The organism is Curtobacterium sp. A7_M15 (genome assembly GCF_030705415.1).
Classification (GTDB): Bacteria; Actinomycetota; Actinomycetes; order Actinomycetales; family Microbacteriaceae; genus Curtobacterium.
Window position 1 is genome coordinate 25,781 of record NZ_JAUZED010000005.1, and the last position, 23,056, is coordinate 48,836.

Sequence of the window (23,056 nt, forward strand, 5' to 3'; positions counted from 1 at the left end):
CATTCGTCATCGACGACGTCCCATACTCGCTGGCTATTCCCGATCGGACCCGGCCAGACGCTATTGAGGCAATCATCCGGCTCGAGCACTCGCGGGAGCGGTTCGCCGGGCTGCCGCTGCCCGAGATCGGCGGGCAGCCGAGGCCGGCGGGGTCGGTCACCGTGCAGTTGGCTTCGGCGGGGAGGTACTACGGCGAAGTCGCGATCACGTTGCGTCACCTTCCCGCTGACTGCTGGGTCGCGGTGATCGTTTCCACCCCAGCAAGCCTCCTCAGTACGACGCTTGGCCAACGGTTGCCTTCAGCGCTGCACTGAGCACCCGGTACAGGGAGTGAGTAGTACTAGCACAAGCTCTAAGACCCGAGGCGGGAAGCCCGCGACGCAACGCTCAAGATCCGCCGCGCAGGTTCGAGCCTCATGTGGAATTTGTCTGGCCTCGGGGCGCCGGACGATTGTCGGCCTTGCGGTACTACTTTAAGTGCCCCACTCAATACGCCAGCATTCAAAGCGGAAGTGTTGGAAATCCAGTACGCTTCCACAGCCAGAGGCAAGAACGCAGCTTTGCGCGCACGTGATTTCCCACTCAGGCTCGGCTTGCTTGGCTTTCCCTTAAACTCGTCGTGCCAGCGCTTGAATTCACCGTCTTGGTCATTGACAGCCCTGCCGGTGAGGACAATGAAGCCAAGGCCTTGCTCGTCGACGCAAGCACGAACCGCAGACGCATCATTGAGCTGAACTTCGTCATCACATTGCACCACGGTCGCATCGTCGGGCCGCTGCCGCTCAGCCGTGTGCGACTTCAGATCCCAAACGTGGTTCAGCGAGTAGTCGAAGACGGTATGTCCGTACTTCACTCGCATGGGGTGCGGGTTGGGGCGGAAGGTGCTATTGAGCACATCGCGACCACGATACTCAAAGTAGAAACCTGGCCATTCCATCTGGTTCTCCTGACGAGTCCCCTCGTCGCGTAGCCATTCGATCTTCTTCCTACCATCCCAACGCTCTTCTTTATCAGTCAGCATCTTCTGCCATAGGGCGTCGACCAGGGCAGCACCTTCCCCTTCGGGCGTCAGGCCAGCAGCGTAAGAGGATCCAAGCCTGCCCAGTCGCCGTTCAGCACCGGCCAGAATTGCATTCAGCCCATTCAACCGAATTGTCTCCCCGGTTGAAATGAAGTCGTCACTCCAGGGCGCATCAAGACCATGGGCGATCGCGGCGGCCAGCTGCGTTTTACTTAATCCGTTTTGATCGAGAGCTGGCAGTAGATGAGCACCAAGATTGACGAGGACACTCTTGTGTTCTTTACTACCCGGACCCAACCACTCCGGACCCGAATTGGTCAAAGCCGCTATACGAGTCACCGCCTCGATCTTCGAAACGGCAGGCTGAAAGCCCGACCAGGCCGGTGTAGCAAAATGGTCTGAAAGCTTGGGTTGCAGAGCCCGCAGCGCTCCCTCTTGATAGGCGAACGTCGCACCCCGAAGCAGCGCGTTCACACCAGCGAGAGTGAGCCTGTTAGCGTCGACGTGCATCGCCGGCAACCAGGTGACACCGAGTGCATCGGCAAGCGCGGACCCGAGCACAGCGTTCGTTTCAACTGTTGCTACGTCTAGGCCCAGTGCATCGCGCAGAGCCAACAGTGCACGCTTTTCTCCGCGAGTGGATTCAGGAGTAACACCAGTCAACATTCGGACACGAATAGTCGCCTCTGAAAGCGTTTCTGCCGGAACGAACTCTCGCTCGAGACCTACACGACGCGTTCTCGGCTTCGATTGTTCGAGGTCACGAGGATCGTGTCGGTCGGCACTCTGATTCATGCTCGCGACGATAGCGACGGCTACTCAGATGATCAAACCCCAGTCCGAGGGCCAAAGTTAGCCGGCAAATAAATCAGGAGCATAGACCTCTCGGAAGCTCCCATGCGCGCCTCCCAATACGCACCGGTTCACTGCCTCCACCAAAGCAGGGGACCGCTTCACGTTCTCATTGTGACGTCCAGCGTTGAGTTTGAGGACCACGTCCGTCGTCTCAGAATGGCGAAGGCGCGCAATAAGTGAGTCGTCGGGAGCGAAGTCAGGCATCGGCATAGATCGTAACGCGCGAAGCGGTAAAGTGACCCCTCCGTCGATCACACGCCACCACCAATATGATACGGAGGAATTTATCAGGAGATACGCGCGATCACGGCTTTCCGCGTCCGCGAAAAACAGAATGTGCTTGCTCGTACGATCGAGCGGACGGAGCGACGCCGAGATGTAGTAGCGCGGCGTCGAAGCGACCTCCAAGCGATACTCTGTCGGGCCCTTGACGAGTAAATCTGAAAGCGAATGTGGTGCACCCTCGAGGTATTGCCATAACTGCTCGGTACCTCGCATCACTTTTGCCCATTGGCCGTCCGGCCCAATGCGCCGCTTCACAAGATGTTTATGCGCTTCCAAGAACATTCGACTCCGCGATCCCGCGGCCCATCTAAGAATTGGAGTTATCTGCCATTCCCCACTCTGGGGTGTGCAGACAGTAATCGCGGCGCGAACAAAATTCGTCTTTGAGGTATTGGTCGATCCATACTTGTAGCCGCGAAAAAGCGTATCAGGAACATTATCGAAAACGAATACGCACCCTCCGGTCTGCGTTTCGTCGAGATGGTCACGCAGCACCTGGTATCGTGGTGCATTCAGATATGCAGCCGGCGTTACAGCAATAAAACCACGCGACGTAGATGCTACTCGTTCCGTAAAGTAAGCGAAGAGCTCGTTTGCCGCAGCCGTCCTGAATCCGGTCCGGCGAGGACTCCTCGCGTACGGGGGATTCACGATCACGAAATCGTGGGGCGGCAGAGCCTCGTCTGAGAGGAAATCCCGAACCCGGCTCCGGCCCCACACCGCTTTCAAAGCGGTATGGTCGTTCTCCTCTGCGAAAGTGCTCACGAGGATTACGACAGCCGTTAGTAACGCAGTACGATCCAGATCGATAAGGGTGAGTCTGTGTTTGACGAACGAAGCAGGGTCCGCCTGAGCCGCGGCCAGGTGCCAGGCGAGGTTTCCTACCCCCGTACAGGGGTCAAGCCAGACACCCTCGTCCGGGAACGTGCGCGATTGTGCAGCCATGAATGCGGCAGCATCATCGGGCGTGAAGTATTGGCCGCTAGCCTTGCGTTCACTCCGACCCAGGCTCGCCAAAAGCGCTTCGTAAACGACGCCAATCTCGCCGACAGTCATCCCGCGTAAGTAATTGGAACTTGAACGAGTTCTGCCTAGAAAAATCTCGAAGGCCTTCTCGAGATCTGGCCGAGCTTCACTGGCAAAAGCACACACCGCGGCAAGCCAGTTGGACTCGAGCCTGCGCCTGGTGTCGGCCTGCAGTGCCTCGATGGCACGGTGAACGCGCCGGGCCGAAAATTGTCCCGCCAGTGGCGGACGAGACGACCGGCCGCCGACAGGAGGATCCTTCAACGAAGCCTGCGGTAGCGAGGGCTTAAGATCGAGCACTATCCTCAACTTCCCATCCGGAGCACTCGCGGATGCGTCAATCATGAGTTCTAGACTGTCCGCCTTGCGTCTGACAGACTCGGCGAGCCTACCGGGCTTGGCGGTGTCGGACATCACCGGTCCCGGGCCCGTGGACACTTCGCAGCACGGATGATCTTCCAGAGCAGCGGGGGCAGTCATCGGCGGGGAGGAGGCCGCCATGCCGTTCTCGATCCGCCTAGGTGCTCATCCGGCGAACGTCGTCGAGACCAGGCGCTCGGCGGCTACTTGCGTGCGCTAGCTACCTTCTCCCACTCGCACGAACGGCCTACCCCGGCGGGTACACGCTCGGCGAGGTCGGCATCAACCTGTCCGGCCGGGGCATGGTGCTCGCCGTCAACCACCGGAACACCGCCCAGGTCCTGGATTTCGCGCAGGAGATGGTGGCCGACAACCAGTTCGTGGACATCGAGGGCGTCGACCGGGTCGGTGATGCGGCGTCGACGTCTCGCGCTGCGAAGCTGCCCCCATGATGGCGCGCTTCACCAATCGTGCCGGCCACGTCCGGGCGATGCTCGACCGGCTGACCGAGGCCCCCCGGCTGGTCGGGACGGACCAGGGCGACGTCGGCATCCTCACAGCAACGAACCGGCAGGCGGACGACGTCATCGAGGCACTGGGGCGAGCCGGAACCCCGAGCGTCTCAGTGCAGCAGTAGGCGGGAGGGAGTTCGGACGCGGGGACTGCTGCAGGTTCGGTTGACTCTGATGTGCCCGATGGCCTGCTTACCCAAGGAGATGGTCGATCACCGGGTGAACCCTATTGGGCCAGGCCGGTCCTCCCCGAGTACCTTCGATGCCTTCTTCAAAGTCGTGACTTCCTCCTCGAGCTGTCGGATCCGCTTCTTCGTTTCCGCGAGGTTGACGCTCTCCGGTGTCGTGACTCCGGGGCGTTCCCCGCGGTCGATCTGGTCTTGCCGCACCCAGTTATGGATGGCGGCTGCGCTCACGCCGAGTTCGACTGCGACGGTCGTGATCGGTTTGCCGGCGCGGATGCGCGACTGCCCGTCGACGGAAGCCCGCTGGAAACGGTCCTGGCATGGTAGGAGCCTCTCAGAACAGGGCCCGGTCCTCAGAAAACCGTGGCCAATCAACCCATGGGGTAGTTCAACGAGTCAACCGAACCCGCAGCAGTCCCCGTTCTCGACGTGCTCACGCGCATTCAGATAACAGGCAAGATGTAAGAGTGCCTCTCACTTCCCACGCCACGCTTCGAGACCGGCTCCTCACCTACCTCGCTGGTATCGGAGGCTCCTCGAAGAAGGCACAAGCGCTGGATGCGCTTGAAACGCTTTACGCCGGCCAATGGACGGAGGAGGATCGCTCGCCTCAGAACACCAGACCGTTCAGCGCCAGGTGGCGGAATCGCGTCAGCGTCGAACGGCAGCGGTTAGTGGAGCGAGGAGTGTTGCAGGCTCGTTCCGACGGGATCTGGGCATTGGCTGACGGCTTTGATTTCTCGCGAGTGGATCTCCCTCGACTCGCGGCTCGAAACTCAGAAATTCAACGTCGGGAGGAGATGTGGATTGCTGCCAAGGCTGTAGGAGCACCGGGCAACGTCCACCCGAGAGATCTCCAACCGTTGCGCCTGCGAGCGGGGGGCCGTGGCATCTACGTTGACGTGCCCACGACGAAGAGTGCGATCGCCCCAGCCGGTATCGCTGTCTCCTTCCTTGACCTCGGCGAGACCTACGCCAACGAACGAAACGTCCACGGGGTCACCTATCGGCTGCCCCGAACCGCGCGCGAAGGTCGAGATCAGGCAGAGATCGCGGCCGCCGTTCGTGCCTACGAGCTGGCGATGCCGGTCTTCATGATCCTGCCGGGTGCGCAGCCGACGTCCCGGTCGGTTCGTCGTGCGCTTGTCGAGAGCGTCGATCTCAAGCGCGGCTCCGTGCTCATCACGTTCCTCAACGACGATCCACTCCCGCCGGAGCCTGAGAATTATCAGGATGACCAGTTCGAACTTGTCGTCGACGACGTCGAGAGCCGGTGGCAGCGACGTAAGGCAAGGCCGAATCAAGCGCGCTTCGCCTTCGCGGTTCTGCAGCGCTATGGGGCTCGCTGTGCCGTGTGCGATCTTGAAGCAGAGCCGGTCATCGAAGCTGCTCACATCCGTGCGAAGGCGCTGCAGGGTTCAGACGATGCACGCAATGGCCTGCCGCTCTGCTGCAATCACCACCGCATGTACGACGCGGGATGGTTTGCCTTCGAGCCTCGGACGACCGGCATAGTGTTCGAGGCTGCGCGAGACTCGGGCCAGTCGCAGATCGTCAGGAGGGACCTCACTCACCTCCCGCTCCGACCCAGCAGCGTGGCTCTCGCTGATGCATGGAAGCGATGGTCCGCCGTACCATAGGAAACATCCCCGGATACGACCTCGACGAGACCGTTGACCCGATCGACCCTCGAAGTGCGGCATCGGAACCACGCCCAGGTCTGAGTTCCCCGACATTGAGGTACCACCGCAGCAAGCAGTACCCCGCCCGCAGGCGCCGACGACAACGTCTCCTTCCCGTTCCAGGTTCAACTGCGGCCCACACTCTCTGCGACGGGCTGAGTTTCGCCGCCCGACCATCACCCCACAACAGGTACTCCCGCCCCACCTCCCCAACCACGAGGATGGTTCAACACCACTCGTCCCGGGGACGACGAGCGGCACCGAGGACCAGGGACTCCCGAGGGACAGCACCATGACGATCGCCGGGGAATCGGCAGGTATTGAAGCACGCCGCCAACGCAGCCACGCACAGGAACTCCGTCGCCAGGCACACGACGCCGAGCAACGCGCAGCCCGCTTCGAGATCGCCAAACGCACCGAGAGTGAAACAGCGCAGCTTCTCGCCCCCCTCGCCGGCATCGGCTACCACCTCCTCGCCGACCGCCGCTGGCCCGGCAGCCGCACGGCCCAGGTGGACACGGTCGTCGTCGGCCGCGCCGGCGTCTTCATCGTCGACACGAAGGCCTGGCGCGAGGTCGCGGTCCACGGCGACCGCATCACCCGCGGCCAGGAGGACGTCACCGACGACATCGCCCGCCTCGCCGACCTCGCGTACAGCACCGAGGCCACCCTCGCGGACATCGGCCTCGCACCCGGCGAGGTCCACGCCGTCGCAGCACTCGCCGGCCAGAAGCGCATGCACGCCCGCGTCGCCTCCGTCGACGTCATCGGCACGCACGACCTCGTCGGCCACATCACGAAGCGCGGCGCCCGGCTCTCGGCGTCACGCGTCGACGAGGTCCTCGCCGCGATGCTCCCCCACTTCCCCGTGATCGGCGAGGACGCAGCGAACCCGCCGCAGATCGTCGTCCCCACAGCCGTCCGCCCCCGTGAACCCGCGCCGACGATCGCCTCGCTCGACGACGAGCTCACGGACGAGCTCCTCGACGGCGTCCTCGAGGCACCCATCGAGGACTAGATGGCCTTCCTCGACCCCGCCCAGGCGAAGCTCGTCCGCCGTAGCTTCAACGGCCCGGCGCGCAACTGCGGCGCCGCCGGCACCGGCAAGACCGTCGTCGGGCTCCACCGCGCCGCCTACCTCGCGCGCTCGACCGGCGGCCGCGTCCTCTTCGCCACCTACATCAAGACCCCGGCGCGGGGTCGCGGTCTACGTCGACCGACATCCTCAGTCTGCTGCGATTCTCGCGAGCCGGAAGATCTGAGCACGCACCCCGTCCTGGGGGCGACAGCACTCTTTCTCAAGACGGGCTGAATCCCTAATCTGAAGACGATTGCTCATTTACCCGAAGCACGGAGTCGTCATGTCCGGGATGTACCCGCCGAACGGTCAAGCACCGCAGCCGCCGAACGGGGGTCAGCCGTACCCGCCCCACCACCAAGCTCCGCCCTACCAGCAGAGCGGTCAGCCACCGTTTCCTCCCGGACCGCCTTTTCCTCCGAACGGGCGGCCGTCGTTTCCACCCGGTAGTCAACCGCCGTTCATGCAGGGTCCGCCTCCGCCACCTCAACTCCGCGGAAACGGCTTCGCCACAGCGGCACTGGTTCTCGGCATCCTGGCCCTCGTCTTCGCTTTCGCCTCGGCCGTCGCTGTCGCGGTGCTCCTCGGAGCGCTGGCGCTGACGTTCGGACTCATTTCGCTGCGTCGGCGCACCGGACGGGGCCTCGCAGGCACAATCATGGGCTCGGCGGGCCTCATCATCGCGATCGCGCTCGGAACGATCTCTGCGAACAGCAGCGACGAGCCGGTCGACTCCTCGGAGCAGGTGGTTGCCGAGCCGGAGGCGGGCTCCAGTGACGGCGTCGTCTCCGTTCCCGGTGTCACCGGTAAGACCGTCGCAGAGGCTCGCGCGGCACTCGACGCTGCAGGTTTCGAAGTCGCGTCGCCCGGCGCAGGCAGCGATGACGAGGTCTCGAAGCAGAGTCCCGCCGCAGGCTCGTCGGCTGACGCCGGAAGCACGGTCACCTTGACCGCAGTGAGCCCTGCCGGAAGCTCCGTCACGAATCCCGCGAAGGCCGGGACGAAGTTCGGGATGGATTCCTGGGGCCGCCCCGGTGACGCAGACCCGGAGTACCGAATTTGGTTCGACGGGTACAACGGGAACCAGCCGACGACGGACTCCTGGGACGCCCCAGACACCGGCATGAAGTACGTGACGGTCGTCGTCCACGTGGAGGCACTCGAGGCAGGCGTGCACACCGGGGTCGAGACCTGGGACATCAACCTCACCGACAAGCACGGCAAGGTCTACGAGGAGACGTATCTTTCCGGCGTCGAGGACATTCCAAGCGTGACACTGGGCAAGGGCCAATCGTCCAGCGGCCGCGTCGCGTTCGAAGTTCCGAACGACTTCGACGGCGGGGTGCTGTCCTTTGCCAATGCGACCATCTTCGTTCGGACGAACTAGGCCTGGACCGGGCCGGGCGGACGAGACCGTCGGGTCGCCCTGCTCGTGCCGTCCTTCCCGCCCGCTCCCCTGCGGTCACAGCCCGCCCCGACATGTGCAGACGTGCCTGAATGCCCTCCCTCATCGCCTGGCTCGACGCCTCCTCCGACGAACAACGTCGCATGCGCGAGATCATCGCCCTGTTCACCGACCGAGACAGCCGCGACGAACTCGGCATCGGACAGATCCGCGACGCCATCTCGAACGGTCTCTTCCCCGGCACTTCGACCCTGCTGACACGCGCTCGCTACGCGCTCTTCGTCCCCTGGTGCTTCGAGCTCGCCGCACAGCGACCGGACCCGCGCGAGGCAGCAGCGCGCAACGAACGCACCTTGATCAGTGGACTCCGGCGGAGCAACGAGCGCGGCGTACTCGGCCTCCGCGCAGGAGAGGCGCTGAAGACGCTTCCCTCCTCGCTGTACTGGGGCACGCTCCGCACCTACGGCATCCTTGACGACTCGATTGAGAGCACGGCGGACTTGCTGAACCGCCTCCGCGAGCGGGACAGGCGAGGCGTCTCCGCCTCGAGCGAGGACGATCTGCTCGAGCAATCGGGCCTGGCGTGGACGCCGACATTCGAGACGCTGCCGATACCGGAAGGCTTCCCGTCATCGGTCAAGGGCGGTTTCGACCTGACGAACGCTGAAGCCGGGTTCCTCCGCGACCGGATCCTCGAACGCGCGCCGGGCACGGTGATGGCGCACCTGGTGACGACTGGCATCGCTCCCGACCGCGAGAGTCCGAGTCCGTGGGCCGACCCTGCGACCGATGGTCTGCCTCCGGAAGCCCAAGACCTCTTACGTCTTGCGGCGGCGTTCTCGATCGTGAATCACGGCGCCGCACTGCTGTACAACCTCATGCTCGCCGAGGAGCGCGCGCAGATCATTGCGAGTGAGAGCGGCGCCGACGACCCCGACGAGACGGACGCCACTGTCACCGACTACCGGGAGGCCCTGACGGAGTGGGCCCTCGAGGCCGAAGCCGCGGAGATCACCGCGTGGAACACGACCGCGCTCTGGGCATGGCTCGCGACGAACTCGTCGGCGCGGATCGCCGGCTCCACTCGCGGCTACGTCGATCAGTGGACAACGCACCTCCGCGACACGAATTTTGCATCCATCGCGGATGACGACACAGCACGCGGCATGGTCCGAGCCCGCGAACAATCGCAGAAGCGCGGCCTGGCCCGCCTCGGGAATCCCGACCGCCTCCGTGGCTGGACCGGAGCGTCCGGATCGAACGCCCTCACGTACCGTTGGTCAACTGTCCGCGACATCGTCATCGACATCCGCGAGGGGTTGGCCCGAGATGCTTGAACCGCAGACCCGCGCAACGCTGACCGAACAACTGCGACCCCCGACGGGCTTCGAGCTCGTACACGCGGTTGGCACGACGTTCACCCTCGGACTCGACACCGCCCTCAGCGTGCCCCTGGCCTTCGCAGCACGAGGAGTCGCCGATCAGCACGACCCCATCGCGATCCTCGACGCCGTCCGCCGATCCGCCGACCGCGTTGACGTCTTCGCCCAGGCCGGCGAGATCGCCCTTGGCACGCGCAACAACCGACTCGTCGCGTTCCTCGAGCCGATGCTCCACCCGGTGAGCGTCCCGACCGGCATCTTCCACCCGAAGGTCTGGTTCCTCGAGTTCCGCAACGGTGACGCCTCCGCGTTCCGCTTCGTCTGCGCCAGCCGCAACCTCACGAGCGACCGCAGCTGGGACGTCGTCGTCAGTCTGGACGGCGTGCCCGGAGACACCGCTGACGCGGCAGGCCTGGAGGCGCGGAACGCCCCGATCGTCGGCCTGCTCCGGTCGCTCCCCGGCTCTGCGGTCGTTCCGCTCGCTCCGGAGCGTACCGTCCGGATCGAAGGGCTCGCCGCGCGCTTCGCGCGCGTCGAGTGGGAGACGCCGGACGATCTGGAGGACCTGCGTTTCCACGTCTGGCAGTCAGGTGCACCAGCGCGACCTGATCTGTCAGGCGAGCGGGCCCTGATCGTTTCCCCGTTCCTCCAGGACAGCGCCTTGGCGACCATCCGGGGAGGGATCCGACGCGAGCTGCTGGTCGTCTCCCGGAGCGAGAGCCTGAACCGCCTCTCCCCCGGGATGATCGGCGGGCGGACGTCCGCGTTCGTCCTCGATGCCGCAGCCGGCCGCACGGAGGGCGACGAATCCGCGCTCCCGGGCGTCCTGAGCGGTCTGCACGCGAAAGTCATCGTGGTGAACCGCGAGCGACGGGCCCGGGTGCTGCTCGGGTCGTTGAACACAACTGACGCGGCACTGCACAGCAACGTCGAGGTGATGGTGGAACTCGCCGGATCCGCCGCGAAGTTCGGAGTCGACGCCACGAGGAAGGCTCTCGGCGATCTCATCGTCGAACACACGGTCGAGCCGATCGACGAGGCGGACGCCGATGATGAGACTGGTGGGTTCCTCGACGCCGTCCTCCGCGCTGTCGCTGGCGCGCAAATGCGGATCGATGTTGAGGGGGACGGACCGTACCGCCTTCGCGTGAGCTGTGTCGACACGGTTCCAGCGACGGACGACGTTGCGTTCTCGTGGCGGCTGCTCACCCGAGCGGACGAGTTCCGTGAGGGGCTGCCGAGCGAGAACGGTTCGTGGATCGAGTCGGTCGCCCTCCCAGACGTGACGCCGTACCTGATCGTCACAGTCCGTGACGGAGCGGGCGCGGAGCGGTCGACCGTGGTGCTCGCGGATCTGCACGGTGACCCGGATGATCGGCTCGACGCGGTGATCGCCTCGCACCTGTCAACCCCGACCGACTTCATGCGCTTCATCACATTGCTGCTCGAACTCGTCGGGCTCGGGACAGCGGGTGCTGGTGCGGGCACCGCGTGGAACACCACCGCGGGTGCTGGTGGAGACCTCGGCGCCGGGCTCTTCGAATCGTTGATCCGGTCCGTCGGGGCACGCGGCCGCGGACTCGCTGACGTCGATCGCGTGGTGCAGTACCTGCGCGGCCGTGGCGACACCTCCATCCTGCCCTCAGGCTTCGACGAGCTGTGGGCGTCGGTGTGGGAGGCTCAACGACAATTGGAAGGCTCGCGGTGAGCGGGTTCGACGCGAACGCCGTGCTCGCCGGCCTGAAGCCGTTCCAGCGAGACGCGGTGCACCACGTGTTCGAGCGGTTCTACGGCGACGACGCTGGTTCTGGCCGATTCCTCGTCGCGGACGAAACAGGTCTCGGCAAGAGCGTCGTCGCCCGGGGCGTGGTGGCGCGTGCGGTGGAGCACCTGCAGAACGTCGACGAGGTGAAGCGGATCGACGTCGTCTACATGTGTTCGAACGCGGACCTGGCACGGCAGAACCTCGCGCGCCTCAACGTCACCGGCGCCGACACCGCACCACTCACGACACGCCTCAGTCTGCTCGCACTCGAGGTACCACGGCTTCGCGCAGACGAAGGATCGACCGAGAAGAAGGTCAACCTGGTGTCCTTCACGCCGGCGACCTCCGGATTCAGCGTCGGCGGGGAGCCTGCGGGCAACGCTCGGGAGCGCGCACTCATCGCGATCCTTCTCCGCGAGCTGTTGACGCTGAACGACGACGAGTGGCACGCGACGCTCCGGCTGTTCAAGCGCCGAGTGACCTCAGTCGAGCGCTTCCACTGGCGCGTCCTCGACGTCGCACGCGAGATGGGACAGCGAGACGGAAGCGACCGTCCGGAGCCGGACCTCGAGACGCTCAACGGCTTCCGCGATGCGCTCGGTCAAGAGGCACTTCACGAGTTCCGGTCGGTTCTCGCGCTCGTCACCGGTCATGGCGCAGACGATCGCGACTTCGACAGCGTGTGGAATCGAACAGGAGCGTTGCTCGGACGGATGCGGCGAGCGCTCGCGAAGGCGAGTCTGCAGGCGCTTGAACCGGACCTCGTGATCCTCGACGAGTTCCAGCGGTTCCGCGAGCTCCTCGACGCTCCGGAGACGAGCGAAGCGGCGGAGCTCGCGCACGACCTCTTCTCGTTCCCCGGAGTTCGGGTGCTGCTGCTCTCCGCGACGCCGTACAAGCCGTTCACCCAGGCCGGCGAGGCGGAAGACCACCACCGCGACTTCATGCAGACGATCGGCTTCCTTGCGAACCGCGATCCTGCGATCACCGCGCAGGTCACCCGAGTTATGACGGAGTATCGCGCGTGCCTCGTGAGCGGTGAGGACGCAACGTCGGCAGCCCGGGCTGTCAGGATGGCACTGCTCCCGGTGATGAGTCGCTCGGAGCGGCCGAACGTCGCTGGCGGATTCACCCCTCGGATGCTCAGCAGCGCCCCACCGACAACGGACGACGTGCTCGACTTCGTGGCACTCCGAGAGTTCGGCGACGAGGTCGGAGCACCGATCGATCTCGAGTACTGGAAGTCGATCCCGTACTTCGCGAACTTCATGGACGGGTACAAGCCCGGTGAGCGGGCTCGCGAACGGTTCGGAACACTGGAAGGTGCCCGCGCCCAGGAGTTGCTGGGACGGAGCCGGTCGCTCGATCGCCGCGACCTCGATGCGCGTCGGGAGATCGACCTCGGGAACGGGTACCTCCGCACGATCGCGGCGGACACGCTGGGGACAGGGTGGTCGGACCTGCTGTGGGTTCCGCCGTCGATGCCGTACCTCGAGCCCGGGGGTGCATACCGAACCGTGCAGGACGTCACGAAGCGAGTGGTGTTCTCTGCCTGGTCGGGCGTACCGACCGCCGTCGCGTCGCTGCTGTCCTACGAGGCCGAGCGGCGAGCGAGCGGAGCTGCGACCCGAAGCGCCAACACCGACGTGATGCGCCTGAACTACTCGCTCGAACAGGGGCGTGTTGGTTCCCTCTCGACCCTCGCGCTGTTCTTCCCACATCCCGCCCTCGCCGAGGTGGGAGACCCGCTGGCGATCGCTCGGTCGTTCTCTCCCGAAGCGGGCGTGGAGGCCGGTCGCGCAGAGGCGCTCGTGGCCGAGCGGCTCGACGACTCGGCGCAGGCCGGACAGCCGTGGGAGGCCTTCTTCGCGAGACCGACCGGCCTCAGCGAGGACTTCGTCGGCCTGGTCGGTGAGGCGATCGGCGGACCATCGGAGGACCGCGAGGAGGAGTCCGAAGCATCGAACGGCCTCGTTCGGTTCGTCGAAGCCGCGATCGACCGGATGGTGAGTGATGATCCATCTCGGACGCATCCGGAGCTCGCCCGCTTCGCCATGCACGCGCCGGGGATCATCGCCTACCGCGCGGTGTCTCGGATCGCGCCGGACACGATCGCCCCCGCCACACGTTGGACGGCGGCGTTCCGGATCGCCAACGGCCTACGGTCCCTGTTCAACCGTGCCGAGGTGAACGCGGTCCTCGATGCGCGGTACAGCAGCGACGTCCCGTACTGGTCAGCCGTGTTGCAGTACTGCGCCGACGGCAACCTCCAGGCCGTCCTCGACGAGTACCTCTTCCAGTTGGTGAGCGACCTCGGCACAGCAGAGCTCACTGCCGATCGACTCCTCGACATCTCGCAGCACGCGGCGTCGGTGCTGTCGCTGCGCACCGTGAACTACGTTGGCCACGACACCGACGTGGACCGCACACAGATCCGCATCCGGTCCCGATTCAGCCTCCGGTACGGCGGCCGAACGGGGACTTCCGCCGGCGACGAGCAGCGGCAGGCCGACGTTCGCGCGGCGTTCAACAGCCCGTTCGCCCCGTTCGTCCTCGTCTCGACCAGTGTCGGGCAGGAGGGGATCGACTTCCACTGGTGGAGCCACGCCGTCGTCCACTGGAACTTGCCGTCGAACCCGGTCGATTTTGAACAGCGCGAGGGCCGTGTGAACCGCTTCGGCGGCCACGCGATCCGCCGGAACGTCGCCGCAGCGCACTGGGCCGACGTCGTCGATTCCGACGACCCCAACCCGTGGCGCGCGGCCTTCGAGGCAGCGACAAGGTCCACCGCTGCCGCTGAGTACGGGCACTTTGCGCCATGGTGGGTCTACCCGGGCGACGCCAGTATCCAGCGCATCGTGATGGAGCACCCCCTGAGCCGAGACCGGGCCCGGTACGAGCGGCTGCGTGACTCGCTCGCGCTCTACCGACTCACGCTCGGGCAGCCCCGGCAGGAGGACATGGTGGAGCTGATGAAGCAGCGGGGCGTCGATGGCGCTTCGGTTGCGTCGATTGATCTCCGTCCACCGTCCGCATCGGCCTGACAGCCGCACCGCACGGCGGGTTCCCGCAGAGGGAGGTCGAAACGTCCGCCGTCCGTGCAACGATGTCCTCGACGCAAGACCCGAGCCGGACTCACCCCGAAGGACGACCCAGATGACCGACACCGACGAAGCCGATGTGACGCTCGAAGCCGAGGTGGCTGCGGACGATGTCGACCGCGACATCGCGAAGGCGGTGTCGGGTCGCCGAGCAGTCGCGCGCCAGTACGTCCGCTGGCTGCGGCGTCGCAACCCGTCCGCGACTCCGGCCGAGATCGTCCTCATGCTCGAGCGCCAGTACACGACTGCGATCACGACGGCTGGAGCAGCGGTCACGGTCGGCTCGATCGCTGCCGACATCGCCATTGCCATGATCCCGGTTGCGGGCCCGGCGGTCGTCGGCGCGAAGAGCGCGAGCGCGCAAGCTGCGAAGGCAGGGACGAAGGGTGCTATGAAGCTCGCGGCAAAGAACCTCGCGAAGAGTGCCGCGCAGACCGGTGCGAAGGGCGCCGCGGCACGGCTTCTGCCCGCTGGCGATCAGCAGTTGCAGTTCGAGATCACCGCGGTCTTCGGTCTCGCACTGGCAGACCTCCACGGGATGGACCTCGACAAGGACCAGGCACAGGCGCTCGTCCTCGGCCTGACCAACGAACGTGTGAGCCAGCAGCAGATCGCGACGATGGCCAGTGACGTCGCCGAGGTGACTTCCGATGGCGCGATCTCGACGGGACAGAGGATCGCGGCCGGCCGTGACGACTGGTCGCATTGGGCGACCACGCTGTCCGACGCGCTCCCCGGTGGCGCCGCGCAGACGCTTGTGCGGACCATCCAGACCGGCGAACTCGACCCCGTACGCGAAGGTCTCACCGGCAAGCAACGAGCCTCTGTGGAGTACGGCGTCGGCGCGATCACCGGAGGCGTGGCCCGTTTCGTGTTCGGCCGCGACGTCGTGAAGTCCTCACGGACGGCCTTCCCGGAGGCGCCTGAAGACTTCCCCGACCACCTCGCGCTGACAGTGAAGACCGCCTCCGACGACGAGGGGTCGGACAACCGTGCGCTCGCCGCGCTCGAGGATGCCGCTCGCTCGACGGGCACGTGGGTGACCGGAGCCGCCGGCGCAGTCGGGACTGGAGTTTCCGGCGCTGCGAGCTCAGCGACACGGGTCTTCCGTCGAGTCGACCTGGACGGTGACGGCGTGCCGGATGAGGCCCAGGCCCTCACGGTCGCGAAGAACGTCGGTGGGCGAGTTGCGGGTGCCGCGGACGCGGTCGGCGGCCGTGTCGCCGGACTGTTCAAGAAGAAGAAGGACGCCGACCTCTCCACACCCGAAGCCGAAGCCGACTGAAGTCGTGACGAAGACAGGCGCTCGCGTCACTGCCCTCGATCAGATGCTCCGGGACTCGGGCCTTGCCTCGCGTCCGGCGAAGCGCAGCCCCCGGCTCCCCGAACTGCCGGAAGCAGCGCGGTCGGCGGTGATGCGTCTCTACCGCCAGTTGGGCGGAGTACTCGACGAGCCGGAACTTCGTCCCGGCTCGTGGGACCTCGCGTACGACGACGTCATCGTCGAACTCGATGAGGAGATGCACTTCAACCGCTACCGTGCCGCAACGCTCGGCGTCAGTGCCATCGCGAGCGCGCCCTGGGCGGCTGCGTACGACGACTTCTGCCGAGCACATGAGCGGCGATCGGGAACCGGCGGCCGACGGTGGAGCAGTCCTTCGGCAGAGCGGATGTTCGGGGCAGCCGCACCTCATTGGACGTTCGAGAGAGGGGGCGCGCCGCGGTGGAAACAGCGAGCACTCTACGACGCCATGAAGGACATCGCATCTGCAGCAGGTGTGGTCCGGCTGTCGAGGGTCTCCGTGTACGACATGGTTGAGGGAGTTCGACTCGAAGACCTGCTCCGGGGCCGAGCCTTCGTCGATCCTTCGGTTCTCCGGACCTTCGTCGACTCGCGCGCTCTCAGCGTGCACAGATAGGTCCGATCGCAGTCGCGCTGAGTGTGCCGGCTCCTCTCACTGGCGATCACCATCCCGCGCCCAGCACTCACCACGTCAACACGAATCGCCCTCGCGTCGTCAGCCTCCGGCCGCTCCTGTGCTTTCTCCGCTTGCGAGCCCGTCTGCCGGACTTCGGCGTTAGCCAATCCGCGATCTCCAGGTCGGGGCAGGCGTAGGCGACCCACCGGTTCGCGAGCCGAGGGCGGCCGCTCGATGGTTGCGCGACTGAACGAGGTGTTGCGGCCGATCGGTACGGGCACGGCGAGGTGGGGATGACCGTGATGACGCTCAACGAGCACTCGGGCATGACCGCTGGCTCAGTGCAGGTCGGCACCGTGAATCGGGCGAAGGGGCTCGAGTGCAAGCAGGTGCTGTTGGCGCACGTCGAACCGCGGGCTGCTCGAGCCGGTGACGTGCAAGCCGTCCGAGACGGAGCGGGATCGCGGCCGGCGCGAGCTGTGAGTCGGCATGATCCGGACGCAGGACGGTCGAGGTGATCGATCAGCCCCGCCCGCCGCTCTCGCCGAGGACCAACTCCGAACCAGCCCACCGCACGAGTACGGGGTCGTGCGTTGCGACGACGACAGCCCCACCGTTGCTGCGCAGCATCGCCAGACTGTCTCGCACGCGCTCCGCGCTGATGTCGTCCAACGACGCCGTGGGCTCATCGGCGAGGAGCACACGGGGCCGTTGCACGAGGACCCGGGCGACAGCAACCCGCTGTTGCTCACCACCGCTCAGCAGACCGGCCCGGGACCTTCCACGTCCGCCGAGTCCGACGGTGTGCAGCGCCTCCTCGATCCGCTCCGCGAGCGCGTGACGTGTCTGGCCGTGCCGGGCCACGGCTCGCAGGTTCCGTTCGACGGACCACTCCGGGACGACGGCGTGGTCCTGCGTGACGAACCCGATCGTCGCTCGTCGGAGCAGTCGCCGCTCCCGCGCGCTCGCGCGGTGCACGTCTCGGCCGAGGACGCGGACGACCCCACGGGTGGGCCGTTGGATGCCGCCGAGGCATCGGAGCAGCGTGCTCTTGCCCTGTCCGGAGACGCCGCGCACCGCGACCGACTCGCCCGGTGCGAGGGCGAGCGACAGGTCCTCCCACAGTGTCCGCGTTGCGACGTCGTATCGCAGCGCGTCGGTCTCGAGGAGTCGCTGGTCGGTCATCGGAGGCTTCTTCCATGTCGAGCGGTGAGTACGAGCAGGCAGACGAGGAGGACACCGACCCCCACGCCGGCGATCGCTCCGTTCGCAGCGGCGGCTCCGGGCGGCTCACCGAGGACCGCCTGTGTCGCCGCGCCGACGACGACCGTCATCACGACGCCCGTCAGCACGAAGCGTCGGTGCGGCACGGCCGGATGGCGCCCGAGCAGGGCGAACAGGCGGGCGGAGCGGCGGGTGCGGACGCGGTGATCGATGACCAGGGCGGCGCTCGTGAACGCGAGCACGGCGAGTGTCGCGACACCCGTGGTCTCGGAAGCGCGCCGATCAGCCCGCAGCGCTGCGAGCTTGCCGTCGACCACCGCTCCGACGCGGCGGACCTGCAGCACGGATGACGACAGTCCACGCGCCGTCAGTGCCGCCTCGAGGGCAGAGCGGTCCGTGAACCGGACCTCACCGTTCGCGACCGCGGTGCCGATGCGGTTCGGTGCGATGTCCGCCGGGTCCTGGACGACCAGCACCGGGACGTCTCGACCGCTCGAGGAGACCGCGCCGGTCCCACCAGCCCAATCCGCGACGGATGTCGTGACGGCGGCCGTCGAACGGACCGTCATCGCGCGGACGTCGAGTTCGTGCGGCGGGTCGCTGTTCTGGACCTCCCACCCTTCGAGGAGCGATTCGTGCGCAGTTTGGCGGAGTGCATCGGTCTCGGCAGCGAGCACAGCGGGGACGAGGAGCACGGGCTGGCCACCCGGACCCGCGTCAGCGATGCGTGACACGAACTGGTGCAGGGCCGGCGGCATCCTGCCCGCGACGGTGACGTGCTCGGCGACGGGCACCTTCGCGAGTCCTGCCTCGCCGCGCTTCAGCATCTCGAGCGTCGACTCCCCGAACGCCACGTCCTGTTCGAAGGTCGTGAACCCTGTTCCGAGAACCACGTCGTCACCGTGCTCGGCTTCGGCCCGGAGCCTCGGTTCGATCGCGTCCGCGGCGGACCGGTGCTCGTTCGCCGATCGGAAGTCGATCACGGCGAGCACGAGCAACACCGCTGCGATCCCGGCGACGAGCGGACGGAGCGATCGGACTGACCGATGTCCCACGCCTTCGCGCGCCCACCAGAGACTCAACGCGGTGTGCACCGCGACGATCAGACCGCCGCTCGTGACCAGGACACCGACGAGGATCGTCATGGTCATCTCCCACACGGGCGAGTTCGCGTGTCGGAGACTGAGGGAGATGAGGAACCCGGCAACGCTCGCGGCGGCCGGGATCGCGACCACGACGCCCGTCTCCGCTGCTTCGACCAGCGCGATGCGCCTGCGCTGCCATCCGGAGATCCATCGGAGTCGCTGGCGCGGCGCCCGGCGCACTGATTCAGCGATGAGCGCGACGAGGACCCCGAGCGCGGTCACCACGCCCGCTGCGGACGTCGTCGGCTTCTCGGCCGCGTACGCGACCGCGTCCAGCCACGTCGGCGTGACGTCCTCGAAGCGGTACCCGGCATTGCCGAGCTGCTCGAGGAAGCGATGCGTCGCGGTTCCTGGTCCGTCGACCGCGTACGAGGTACGGAGGTCGAGATCGTCCTGGTCCCCGATCGGACGGACGTCGATCGCTCCGCGGAACACCGGCTGCGCGGGCTCACCACTGAACGTGTACGCAGTCCAGACGTCGGCGCGTGCAGCACGATCGGGGACGAGCATCGCGAGCTCGACGTCGTTGTCCGTCGCGGTGCGACGCAGTGCTTCGACGTGCTCGCTTGTGGTGAGTCCGAACGGTAGATCGGTGATGGCGATGCTCGTGCGCGCAGCCAATCCGCCGGCCGATTCGACAGAGCCGACGACGCCAACGACGAAGCCGCACGCGGCGAGCATCGCGGCCACCACCGCTGCCAGGGTGGAGGCCGCGAAGTTCCTCACCCGCGGGTCGCCCAGAACGCCTGGTTACCGGACCCCGCCTTGGCCTTGTGGGCATAGGCGATCTTCGTCGGGGGCACCCAGTCCGAGCGCTTCACGACGCCGCTCGACTTCACGGAAGCTCGGTGCGTCGACTTGTCCGTCACGAAGATGGAGTAGACCTCCTTCTTGTCGACGCCGTAGGTCCAGGTCCCACCACCGACGTACGCGATCGTTCGGACCTGCGGCAGGTCTGCGGAGGCGCTTCCCTCGCGCACGGAGCCGGCTTCGGTGGATTGCGCGGCGAGCGCTGGGGCGGCGAGGCCGACGCCCAGCAGGACGGACGCGGCGATCGACGCGAGCGTGATCTTCTTCATGGTGCTGTCCCTTCTTCGGCGACCGAGAGTGGTCACAACGGGACAGTAGCGGTGAAGTCCTGATATCAGAAGTTCTGAATATTCCGCATACACATCGCTCGCAGGGCCGCCACCTCACCACGTCAACACGAACCGCCCCCGCGTCCCCCCGGCCTCGAGCCGCTCATGCGCTTCCCCCGCCCGCGAGGCCGGCAGCACCTCCGCCACCCGCGGCGTCACCGTCCCACTCTCCACCGCGTGCCGCAGCTGCTCGAGCTTGTCGAACGACCGGTACTCCGCGAACACCATGATCTGCTCGAACCGGATCCCCCGAGCCCCGTCGCCCTCCCACCCCCGCACATCGAGGAACACGCCCCCGTCCCGCACGGCGTCCACGACCTCAGACCGCTGCACCGCGGCATCGGCGAGCGCATCGACCCCGTCCGGCACGAGCTCGCGCACGGCAGCGGCGAAACCGGCGCCGCGCGCGACGACGTGCGTCGGACCGAGGGACCGCACGAGCGCCTCGTCCGCAGGAGCAGCATCCGCGATGACGGTGAGTCCCGCAGCGACGGCGAGCTGCACGACGTAGTTCCCGAGCAACCCGGCGGCCCCGGTCACGGCGAGCGTCTGCCCGGGAGCGAGTCCCGCCCGCGAGAGGATCTGCAACGCCGTCAGCCCGTTCATCGGCACCGTCGATGCGAGCGGAAGAGACGTCCCCCGAGGGATCCGCGTGAACGAGCCGACCGGCGCGACGAGCTCCTCGACGTACGCGCCACCGTGGGCACTGAGCGGCAGCGCGATCGCCATGACCTCGTCACCGACCTCCCACCCGGAGACGTCGGGCCCGACCTCGTCGATGACCCCGGCGGCGTCCATCCCCGGCACGTACGGCGGCGACGCCTGCGAGCCGTCCCGTTGGCCGGCTCGCACACCGGTGTCGGTGGGGTTCACGGCGAACGCCTGCACCCGGATCCGCACGGACCCGGCACCAGCGTGCGGCTCCGGCACCTCGTGGACGGCGAGGGCCTCCGGCCCTCCGAACTGTTCGACTCCGACGACCTTCACCCGTCCGGTCTACCGGACGGCTCGCAGCCGCACCCAGCGAGCGGGCGGGTGGCGGTGGTCGAGACCCGCCAACTGTCGGACGGGAGGCGCGGATCACCGCCGACCCGCGCCTCCCGTCCGGTGCTCGGCCGGCTACACGGCGGGGGCGAGCGCGAGCTGTTCGCGCGCCACCACGGCGTCGGCGGCCGGAGGCCGACCGTACGCTTCGCGGTAGTCCCGCGAGAAGTGGGAGGCGCTGCGGTAGCCGACGGCGGTCGCGGCGCGGGCGGCGGTGTCGGCGTGCAGGACCATGCGGCGGCGCGCTTCCCCGAGTCGGGTCCGCTTGAGGTACTGCGCGGGTGACATGCCGGTCGCCTGCTTGAAGCGGGCGAAGAGGGTGCTCTCGCTCACCCGGAGTTCGCGGGCGAGGCGTTCCATCGTCCACGGTTCGTCCATCCGCCCGGTCAGGAGGGCGGTCGCGTCGGCGACGAGGCCGGCTTCGGCTCCGGTCCGGTCGAGCGCCGCGGTGATGCGGGGCGCCTGCGAGGTCTGCAGCAGGCGGAGGACGATCTCGCGAGAGACGAGGGGGAACAGGACGGGGATGTCCTCGGGGGCGTCGAGCAGTGCGAGCAGGCGGCTGAAGGCGTCGGCGAGCGGGGGCGTCCACGTGCCGAGTCGTGGCATGTCGGTGCGGCTCGTGCTGGTCGTCGTGCTCGACATCGACGCCACGACCTCGGCGACGACGACCGGGTCGAGCTTCCAGACCGCCGAGACGAAGCCCGCGCTGCCGGCGGTGTCGATCACCCCGGCGACCACGGGCAGGTCGACCGGCGTGATGATGAACCGTTCGCGTCCCCAGACCTGGTCGTCGTCGCCGACGATCGAGCGCTTCCGGCCGCGCAGGACGACGGACAGCGACGGGACGTACCGACGGTCGAAGAGTCCCGTCGGTTCGTGGACGCGCGAGACGGTCAGGCCGAGGGCGTCGGCCCGCTGTACCGAGGCGGGACGGGCGACGACCTTGGCGGTCGTCGCCCGGTCGAGCACGGCGGCGTGCCGCTCGGCAACCTCCGCCGCGCGGTCGAGGTGCTGCGCCGTGCGTTCGTCCACGTGCCCACGCTACGCACTCCCGGCGGCGCGGAGGAACCCGCACGGGATCCGGCAAGCTTCCCGTCGGATCGGGCAAGCCGCGAGGCTCCCCGCCGATCGAGCATCGGGGCATGACCACTGCACCCACCTCCCGGACCACCGTCCGCACCGCCCTCGTGACCGGCGCCTCGAGCGGCATCGGCGAGGCCATCGCCCGCGAGCTCGCCGCTGCCGGCATGACCATCGCCGTGCACGGTCGCGACGCCGTCCGCACCCGTGCCGTCGCCGACGACATCGAGCGCCAGGGCGGCCGAGCGATCCCGGTCGTGGCGGACCTGTCGGCGGATGCCTCCGAGGTCCGAGCCTTCGCCGCCACCGTCCGGGAGCTCCTCGGCGGCCACGTCGACGTCCTCGTGAACAACGCCGGCGTCTACCCCGGCGGGCCGACCGAGTCCCTGTCCGACGACACCGTCGACGCACTGCTCGCGACGAACGTCCGAGCACCGCACGTCCTCGTGGCCTCACTCGCTCCAGCGATGGTCTCGCGGGGATCCGGCGTCGTCGTGAACATCGGCTCGTGGATGGCCCGTGTCGGTGTGCCGTTCATGGCGCTGTACCCGGCGACGAAGGCCGCCGTCGAACAGCTGACCCGGGCGTGGGCCGCCGAGTACGGGCTGCGCGGGGTGCGGGTCGTGACGGTGGCTCCGGGTGCGACGGCCACGCCGGGGAACGCCGACTCGGCGGACGTGCTCGCCGCGATGACGCAGGGGACGCCCGCCGGGGTGCCGGTGCAGCCGGTCGACATCGCTCGCGCCGTCCGGTGGGTGGTGTCCGACGAGGCGGCGTTCGTGACCGGCGGGACGATCGACGTCGACGGCGGGATCGCATCCACCCGCCTGCGGTGATCGAGGCTCGCC

Annotated in this window: 21 protein-coding genes; 13 read left to right on the top strand and 8 right to left on the bottom strand. The window is 67.0% G+C overall.

Annotation, left to right across the window (positions count from 1 at the left end; all coding sequences use genetic code 11):
* The first annotated feature begins 35 nt into the window (after positions 1-35).
* Positions 36-314 (top strand): phospho-sugar glycosidase domain-containing protein, encoded by a 279-nt coding sequence (locus Q7F20_RS18655; protein WP_370871603.1) that lies wholly within the window; start codon positions 36-38, stop codon positions 312-314.
* A gap of 38 nt (positions 315-352) precedes the next feature.
* On the opposite strand, the gene Q7F20_RS02010 is transcribed toward Q7F20_RS18655, so the two are convergent.
* Together Q7F20_RS02010 and Q7F20_RS02015 are read right to left on the bottom strand one after the other, a co-directional pair.
* Positions 353-1,816, bottom strand: a complete 1,464-nt coding sequence (locus Q7F20_RS02010; RefSeq protein ID WP_305738439.1) for a hypothetical protein — start codon at positions 1,814-1,816, stop codon at positions 353-355.
* 57 nt (positions 1,817-1,873) lie between these two features.
* Positions 1,874-3,688 (bottom strand): N-6 DNA methylase, encoded by a 1,815-nt coding sequence (locus tag Q7F20_RS02015; RefSeq protein ID WP_305738440.1) that lies wholly within the window; start codon positions 3,686-3,688, stop codon positions 1,874-1,876.
* Between the two features lie 161 nt (positions 3,689-3,849).
* Here Q7F20_RS02015 and Q7F20_RS02020 point away from each other — a divergent pair, with 161 nt between their 5' ends.
* Entirely contained in the window at positions 3,850-3,999 is a 150-nt protein-coding gene (locus tag Q7F20_RS02020) for a hypothetical protein (protein ID WP_305738441.1), read from the top strand.
* Entirely contained in the window at positions 3,996-4,184 is a 189-nt protein-coding gene (locus tag Q7F20_RS02025; RefSeq protein WP_305738442.1) for a hypothetical protein, read from the top strand. Before Q7F20_RS02020 ends, Q7F20_RS02025 begins: the two co-directional genes overlap by 4 nt.
* Positions 4,185-4,271: 87 nt before the next feature.
* Here Q7F20_RS02025 and Q7F20_RS18660 read toward each other — a convergent pair whose 3' ends face one another.
* Entirely contained in the window at positions 4,272-4,619 is a 348-nt protein-coding gene (locus Q7F20_RS18660) for a transposase (protein WP_370871601.1), read from the bottom strand.
* A gap of 92 nt (positions 4,620-4,711) precedes the next feature.
* Between Q7F20_RS18660 and Q7F20_RS02030 the strand changes: the two genes are divergently transcribed.
* The 9 genes from Q7F20_RS02030 (at position 4,712) to Q7F20_RS02070 (ending at position 16,576) form a co-directional block, all read left to right on the top strand.
* A complete protein-coding gene (locus tag Q7F20_RS02030) occupies positions 4,712-5,884 on the top strand; it encodes an HNH endonuclease (protein WP_305738443.1) in 1,173 nt (390 codons plus the stop codon).
* Between the two features lie 334 nt (positions 5,885-6,218).
* A complete protein-coding gene (locus Q7F20_RS02035; RefSeq protein WP_305738444.1) occupies positions 6,219-6,944 on the top strand; it encodes a nuclease-related domain-containing protein in 726 nt (241 codons plus the stop codon).
* Positions 6,945-7,238: a hypothetical protein gene (locus Q7F20_RS02040; protein WP_305738445.1), complete on the top strand. Its 294-nt coding sequence runs from the start codon at positions 6,945-6,947 to the stop codon at positions 7,236-7,238.
* Between the two features lie 343 nt (positions 7,239-7,581).
* A complete protein-coding gene (locus Q7F20_RS02045; RefSeq protein WP_305738446.1) occupies positions 7,582-8,391 on the top strand; it encodes a PASTA domain-containing protein in 810 nt (269 codons plus the stop codon).
* Between the two features lie 110 nt (positions 8,392-8,501).
* Positions 8,502-9,746: a DUF6361 family protein gene (locus Q7F20_RS02050; protein ID WP_305738447.1), complete on the top strand. Its 1,245-nt coding sequence runs from the start codon at positions 8,502-8,504 to the stop codon at positions 9,744-9,746.
* Complete coding sequence (locus Q7F20_RS02055) at positions 9,739-11,499, top strand: phospholipase D family protein (RefSeq protein ID WP_305738448.1); 1,761 nt, start codon at positions 9,739-9,741, stop codon at positions 11,497-11,499. Before Q7F20_RS02050 ends, Q7F20_RS02055 begins: the two co-directional genes overlap by 8 nt.
* A complete protein-coding gene (locus tag Q7F20_RS02060; RefSeq protein WP_305738449.1) occupies positions 11,496-14,600 on the top strand; it encodes a helicase-related protein in 3,105 nt (1,034 codons plus the stop codon). Before Q7F20_RS02055 ends, Q7F20_RS02060 begins: the two co-directional genes overlap by 4 nt.
* The gene (locus tag Q7F20_RS02065; protein WP_305738450.1) at positions 14,569-15,942 is read left to right on the top strand and encodes a hypothetical protein; all 1,374 of its coding nucleotides are present in this window, start codon (positions 14,569-14,571) and stop codon (positions 15,940-15,942) included. Before Q7F20_RS02060 ends, Q7F20_RS02065 begins: the two co-directional genes overlap by 32 nt.
* Before the next feature lie 4 nt (positions 15,943-15,946).
* Positions 15,947-16,576, top strand: coding sequence for a hypothetical protein (locus Q7F20_RS02070; RefSeq protein ID WP_305738451.1), 630 nt, complete (start codon positions 15,947-15,949; stop codon positions 16,574-16,576).
* 522 nt (positions 16,577-17,098) lie between these two features.
* Here Q7F20_RS02070 and Q7F20_RS02075 read toward each other — a convergent pair.
* The 5 genes from Q7F20_RS02075 to Q7F20_RS02095 form a co-directional block, all read right to left on the bottom strand.
* Positions 17,099-17,761: an ABC transporter ATP-binding protein gene (locus tag Q7F20_RS02075; RefSeq protein ID WP_305738452.1), complete on the bottom strand. Its 663-nt coding sequence runs from the start codon at positions 17,759-17,761 to the stop codon at positions 17,099-17,101.
* Positions 17,758-19,671, bottom strand: coding sequence for a hypothetical protein (locus Q7F20_RS02080; RefSeq protein WP_305738453.1), 1,914 nt, complete (start codon positions 19,669-19,671; stop codon positions 17,758-17,760). The genes Q7F20_RS02075 and Q7F20_RS02080 overlap by 4 nt, the downstream gene beginning before the upstream one ends.
* Entirely contained in the window at positions 19,668-20,024 is a 357-nt protein-coding gene (locus Q7F20_RS02085; RefSeq protein WP_305738454.1) for a lactococcin 972 family bacteriocin, read from the bottom strand. Before Q7F20_RS02085 ends, Q7F20_RS02080 begins: the two co-directional genes overlap by 4 nt.
* Before the next feature lie 114 nt (positions 20,025-20,138).
* Complete coding sequence (locus Q7F20_RS02090; RefSeq protein ID WP_305738455.1) at positions 20,139-21,071, bottom strand: NADP-dependent oxidoreductase; 933 nt, start codon at positions 21,069-21,071, stop codon at positions 20,139-20,141.
* 132 nt (positions 21,072-21,203) lie between these two features.
* Positions 21,204-22,160, bottom strand: coding sequence for an AraC family transcriptional regulator N-terminal domain-containing protein (locus tag Q7F20_RS02095; protein WP_305738456.1), 957 nt, complete (start codon positions 22,158-22,160; stop codon positions 21,204-21,206).
* A gap of 110 nt (positions 22,161-22,270) precedes the next feature.
* On the opposite strand from Q7F20_RS02095, the gene Q7F20_RS02100 reads away from it, so the two are divergent.
* The gene (locus Q7F20_RS02100) at positions 22,271-23,044 is read left to right on the top strand and encodes an SDR family NAD(P)-dependent oxidoreductase (RefSeq protein ID WP_305738457.1); all 774 of its coding nucleotides are present in this window, start codon (positions 22,271-22,273) and stop codon (positions 23,042-23,044) included.
* The last annotated feature ends 12 nt before the right edge of the window (positions 23,045-23,056 follow it).

Coding starts and splice junctions, on each gene's coding strand:
- Q7F20_RS02010 (WP_305738439.1), bottom strand. CDS start 1,816: ATGAATCAGAGTGCCGACCGACACGATCCTCGTGACCTCGAACAATCG.
- Q7F20_RS02015 (WP_305738440.1), bottom strand. CDS start 3,688: ATGGCGGCCTCCTCCCCGCCGATGACTGCCCCCGCTGCTCTGGAAGAT.
- Q7F20_RS02020 (WP_305738441.1), top strand. CDS start 3,850: ATGGTGCTCGCCGTCAACCACCGGAACACCGCCCAGGTCCTGGATTTC.
- Q7F20_RS02025 (WP_305738442.1), top strand. CDS start 3,996: ATGATGGCGCGCTTCACCAATCGTGCCGGCCACGTCCGGGCGATGCTC.
- Q7F20_RS02035 (WP_305738444.1), top strand. CDS start 6,219: ATGACGATCGCCGGGGAATCGGCAGGTATTGAAGCACGCCGCCAACGC.
- Q7F20_RS02040 (WP_305738445.1), top strand. CDS start 6,945: ATGGCCTTCCTCGACCCCGCCCAGGCGAAGCTCGTCCGCCGTAGCTTC.
- Q7F20_RS02050 (WP_305738447.1), top strand. CDS start 8,502: ATGCCCTCCCTCATCGCCTGGCTCGACGCCTCCTCCGACGAACAACGT.
- Q7F20_RS02055 (WP_305738448.1), top strand. CDS start 9,739: ATGCTTGAACCGCAGACCCGCGCAACGCTGACCGAACAACTGCGACCC.
- Q7F20_RS02075 (WP_305738452.1), bottom strand. CDS start 17,761: ATGACCGACCAGCGACTCCTCGAGACCGACGCGCTGCGATACGACGTC.
- Q7F20_RS02085 (WP_305738454.1), bottom strand. CDS start 20,024: ATGAAGAAGATCACGCTCGCGTCGATCGCCGCGTCCGTCCTGCTGGGC.
- Q7F20_RS02100 (WP_305738457.1), top strand. CDS start 22,271: ATGACCACTGCACCCACCTCCCGGACCACCGTCCGCACCGCCCTCGTG.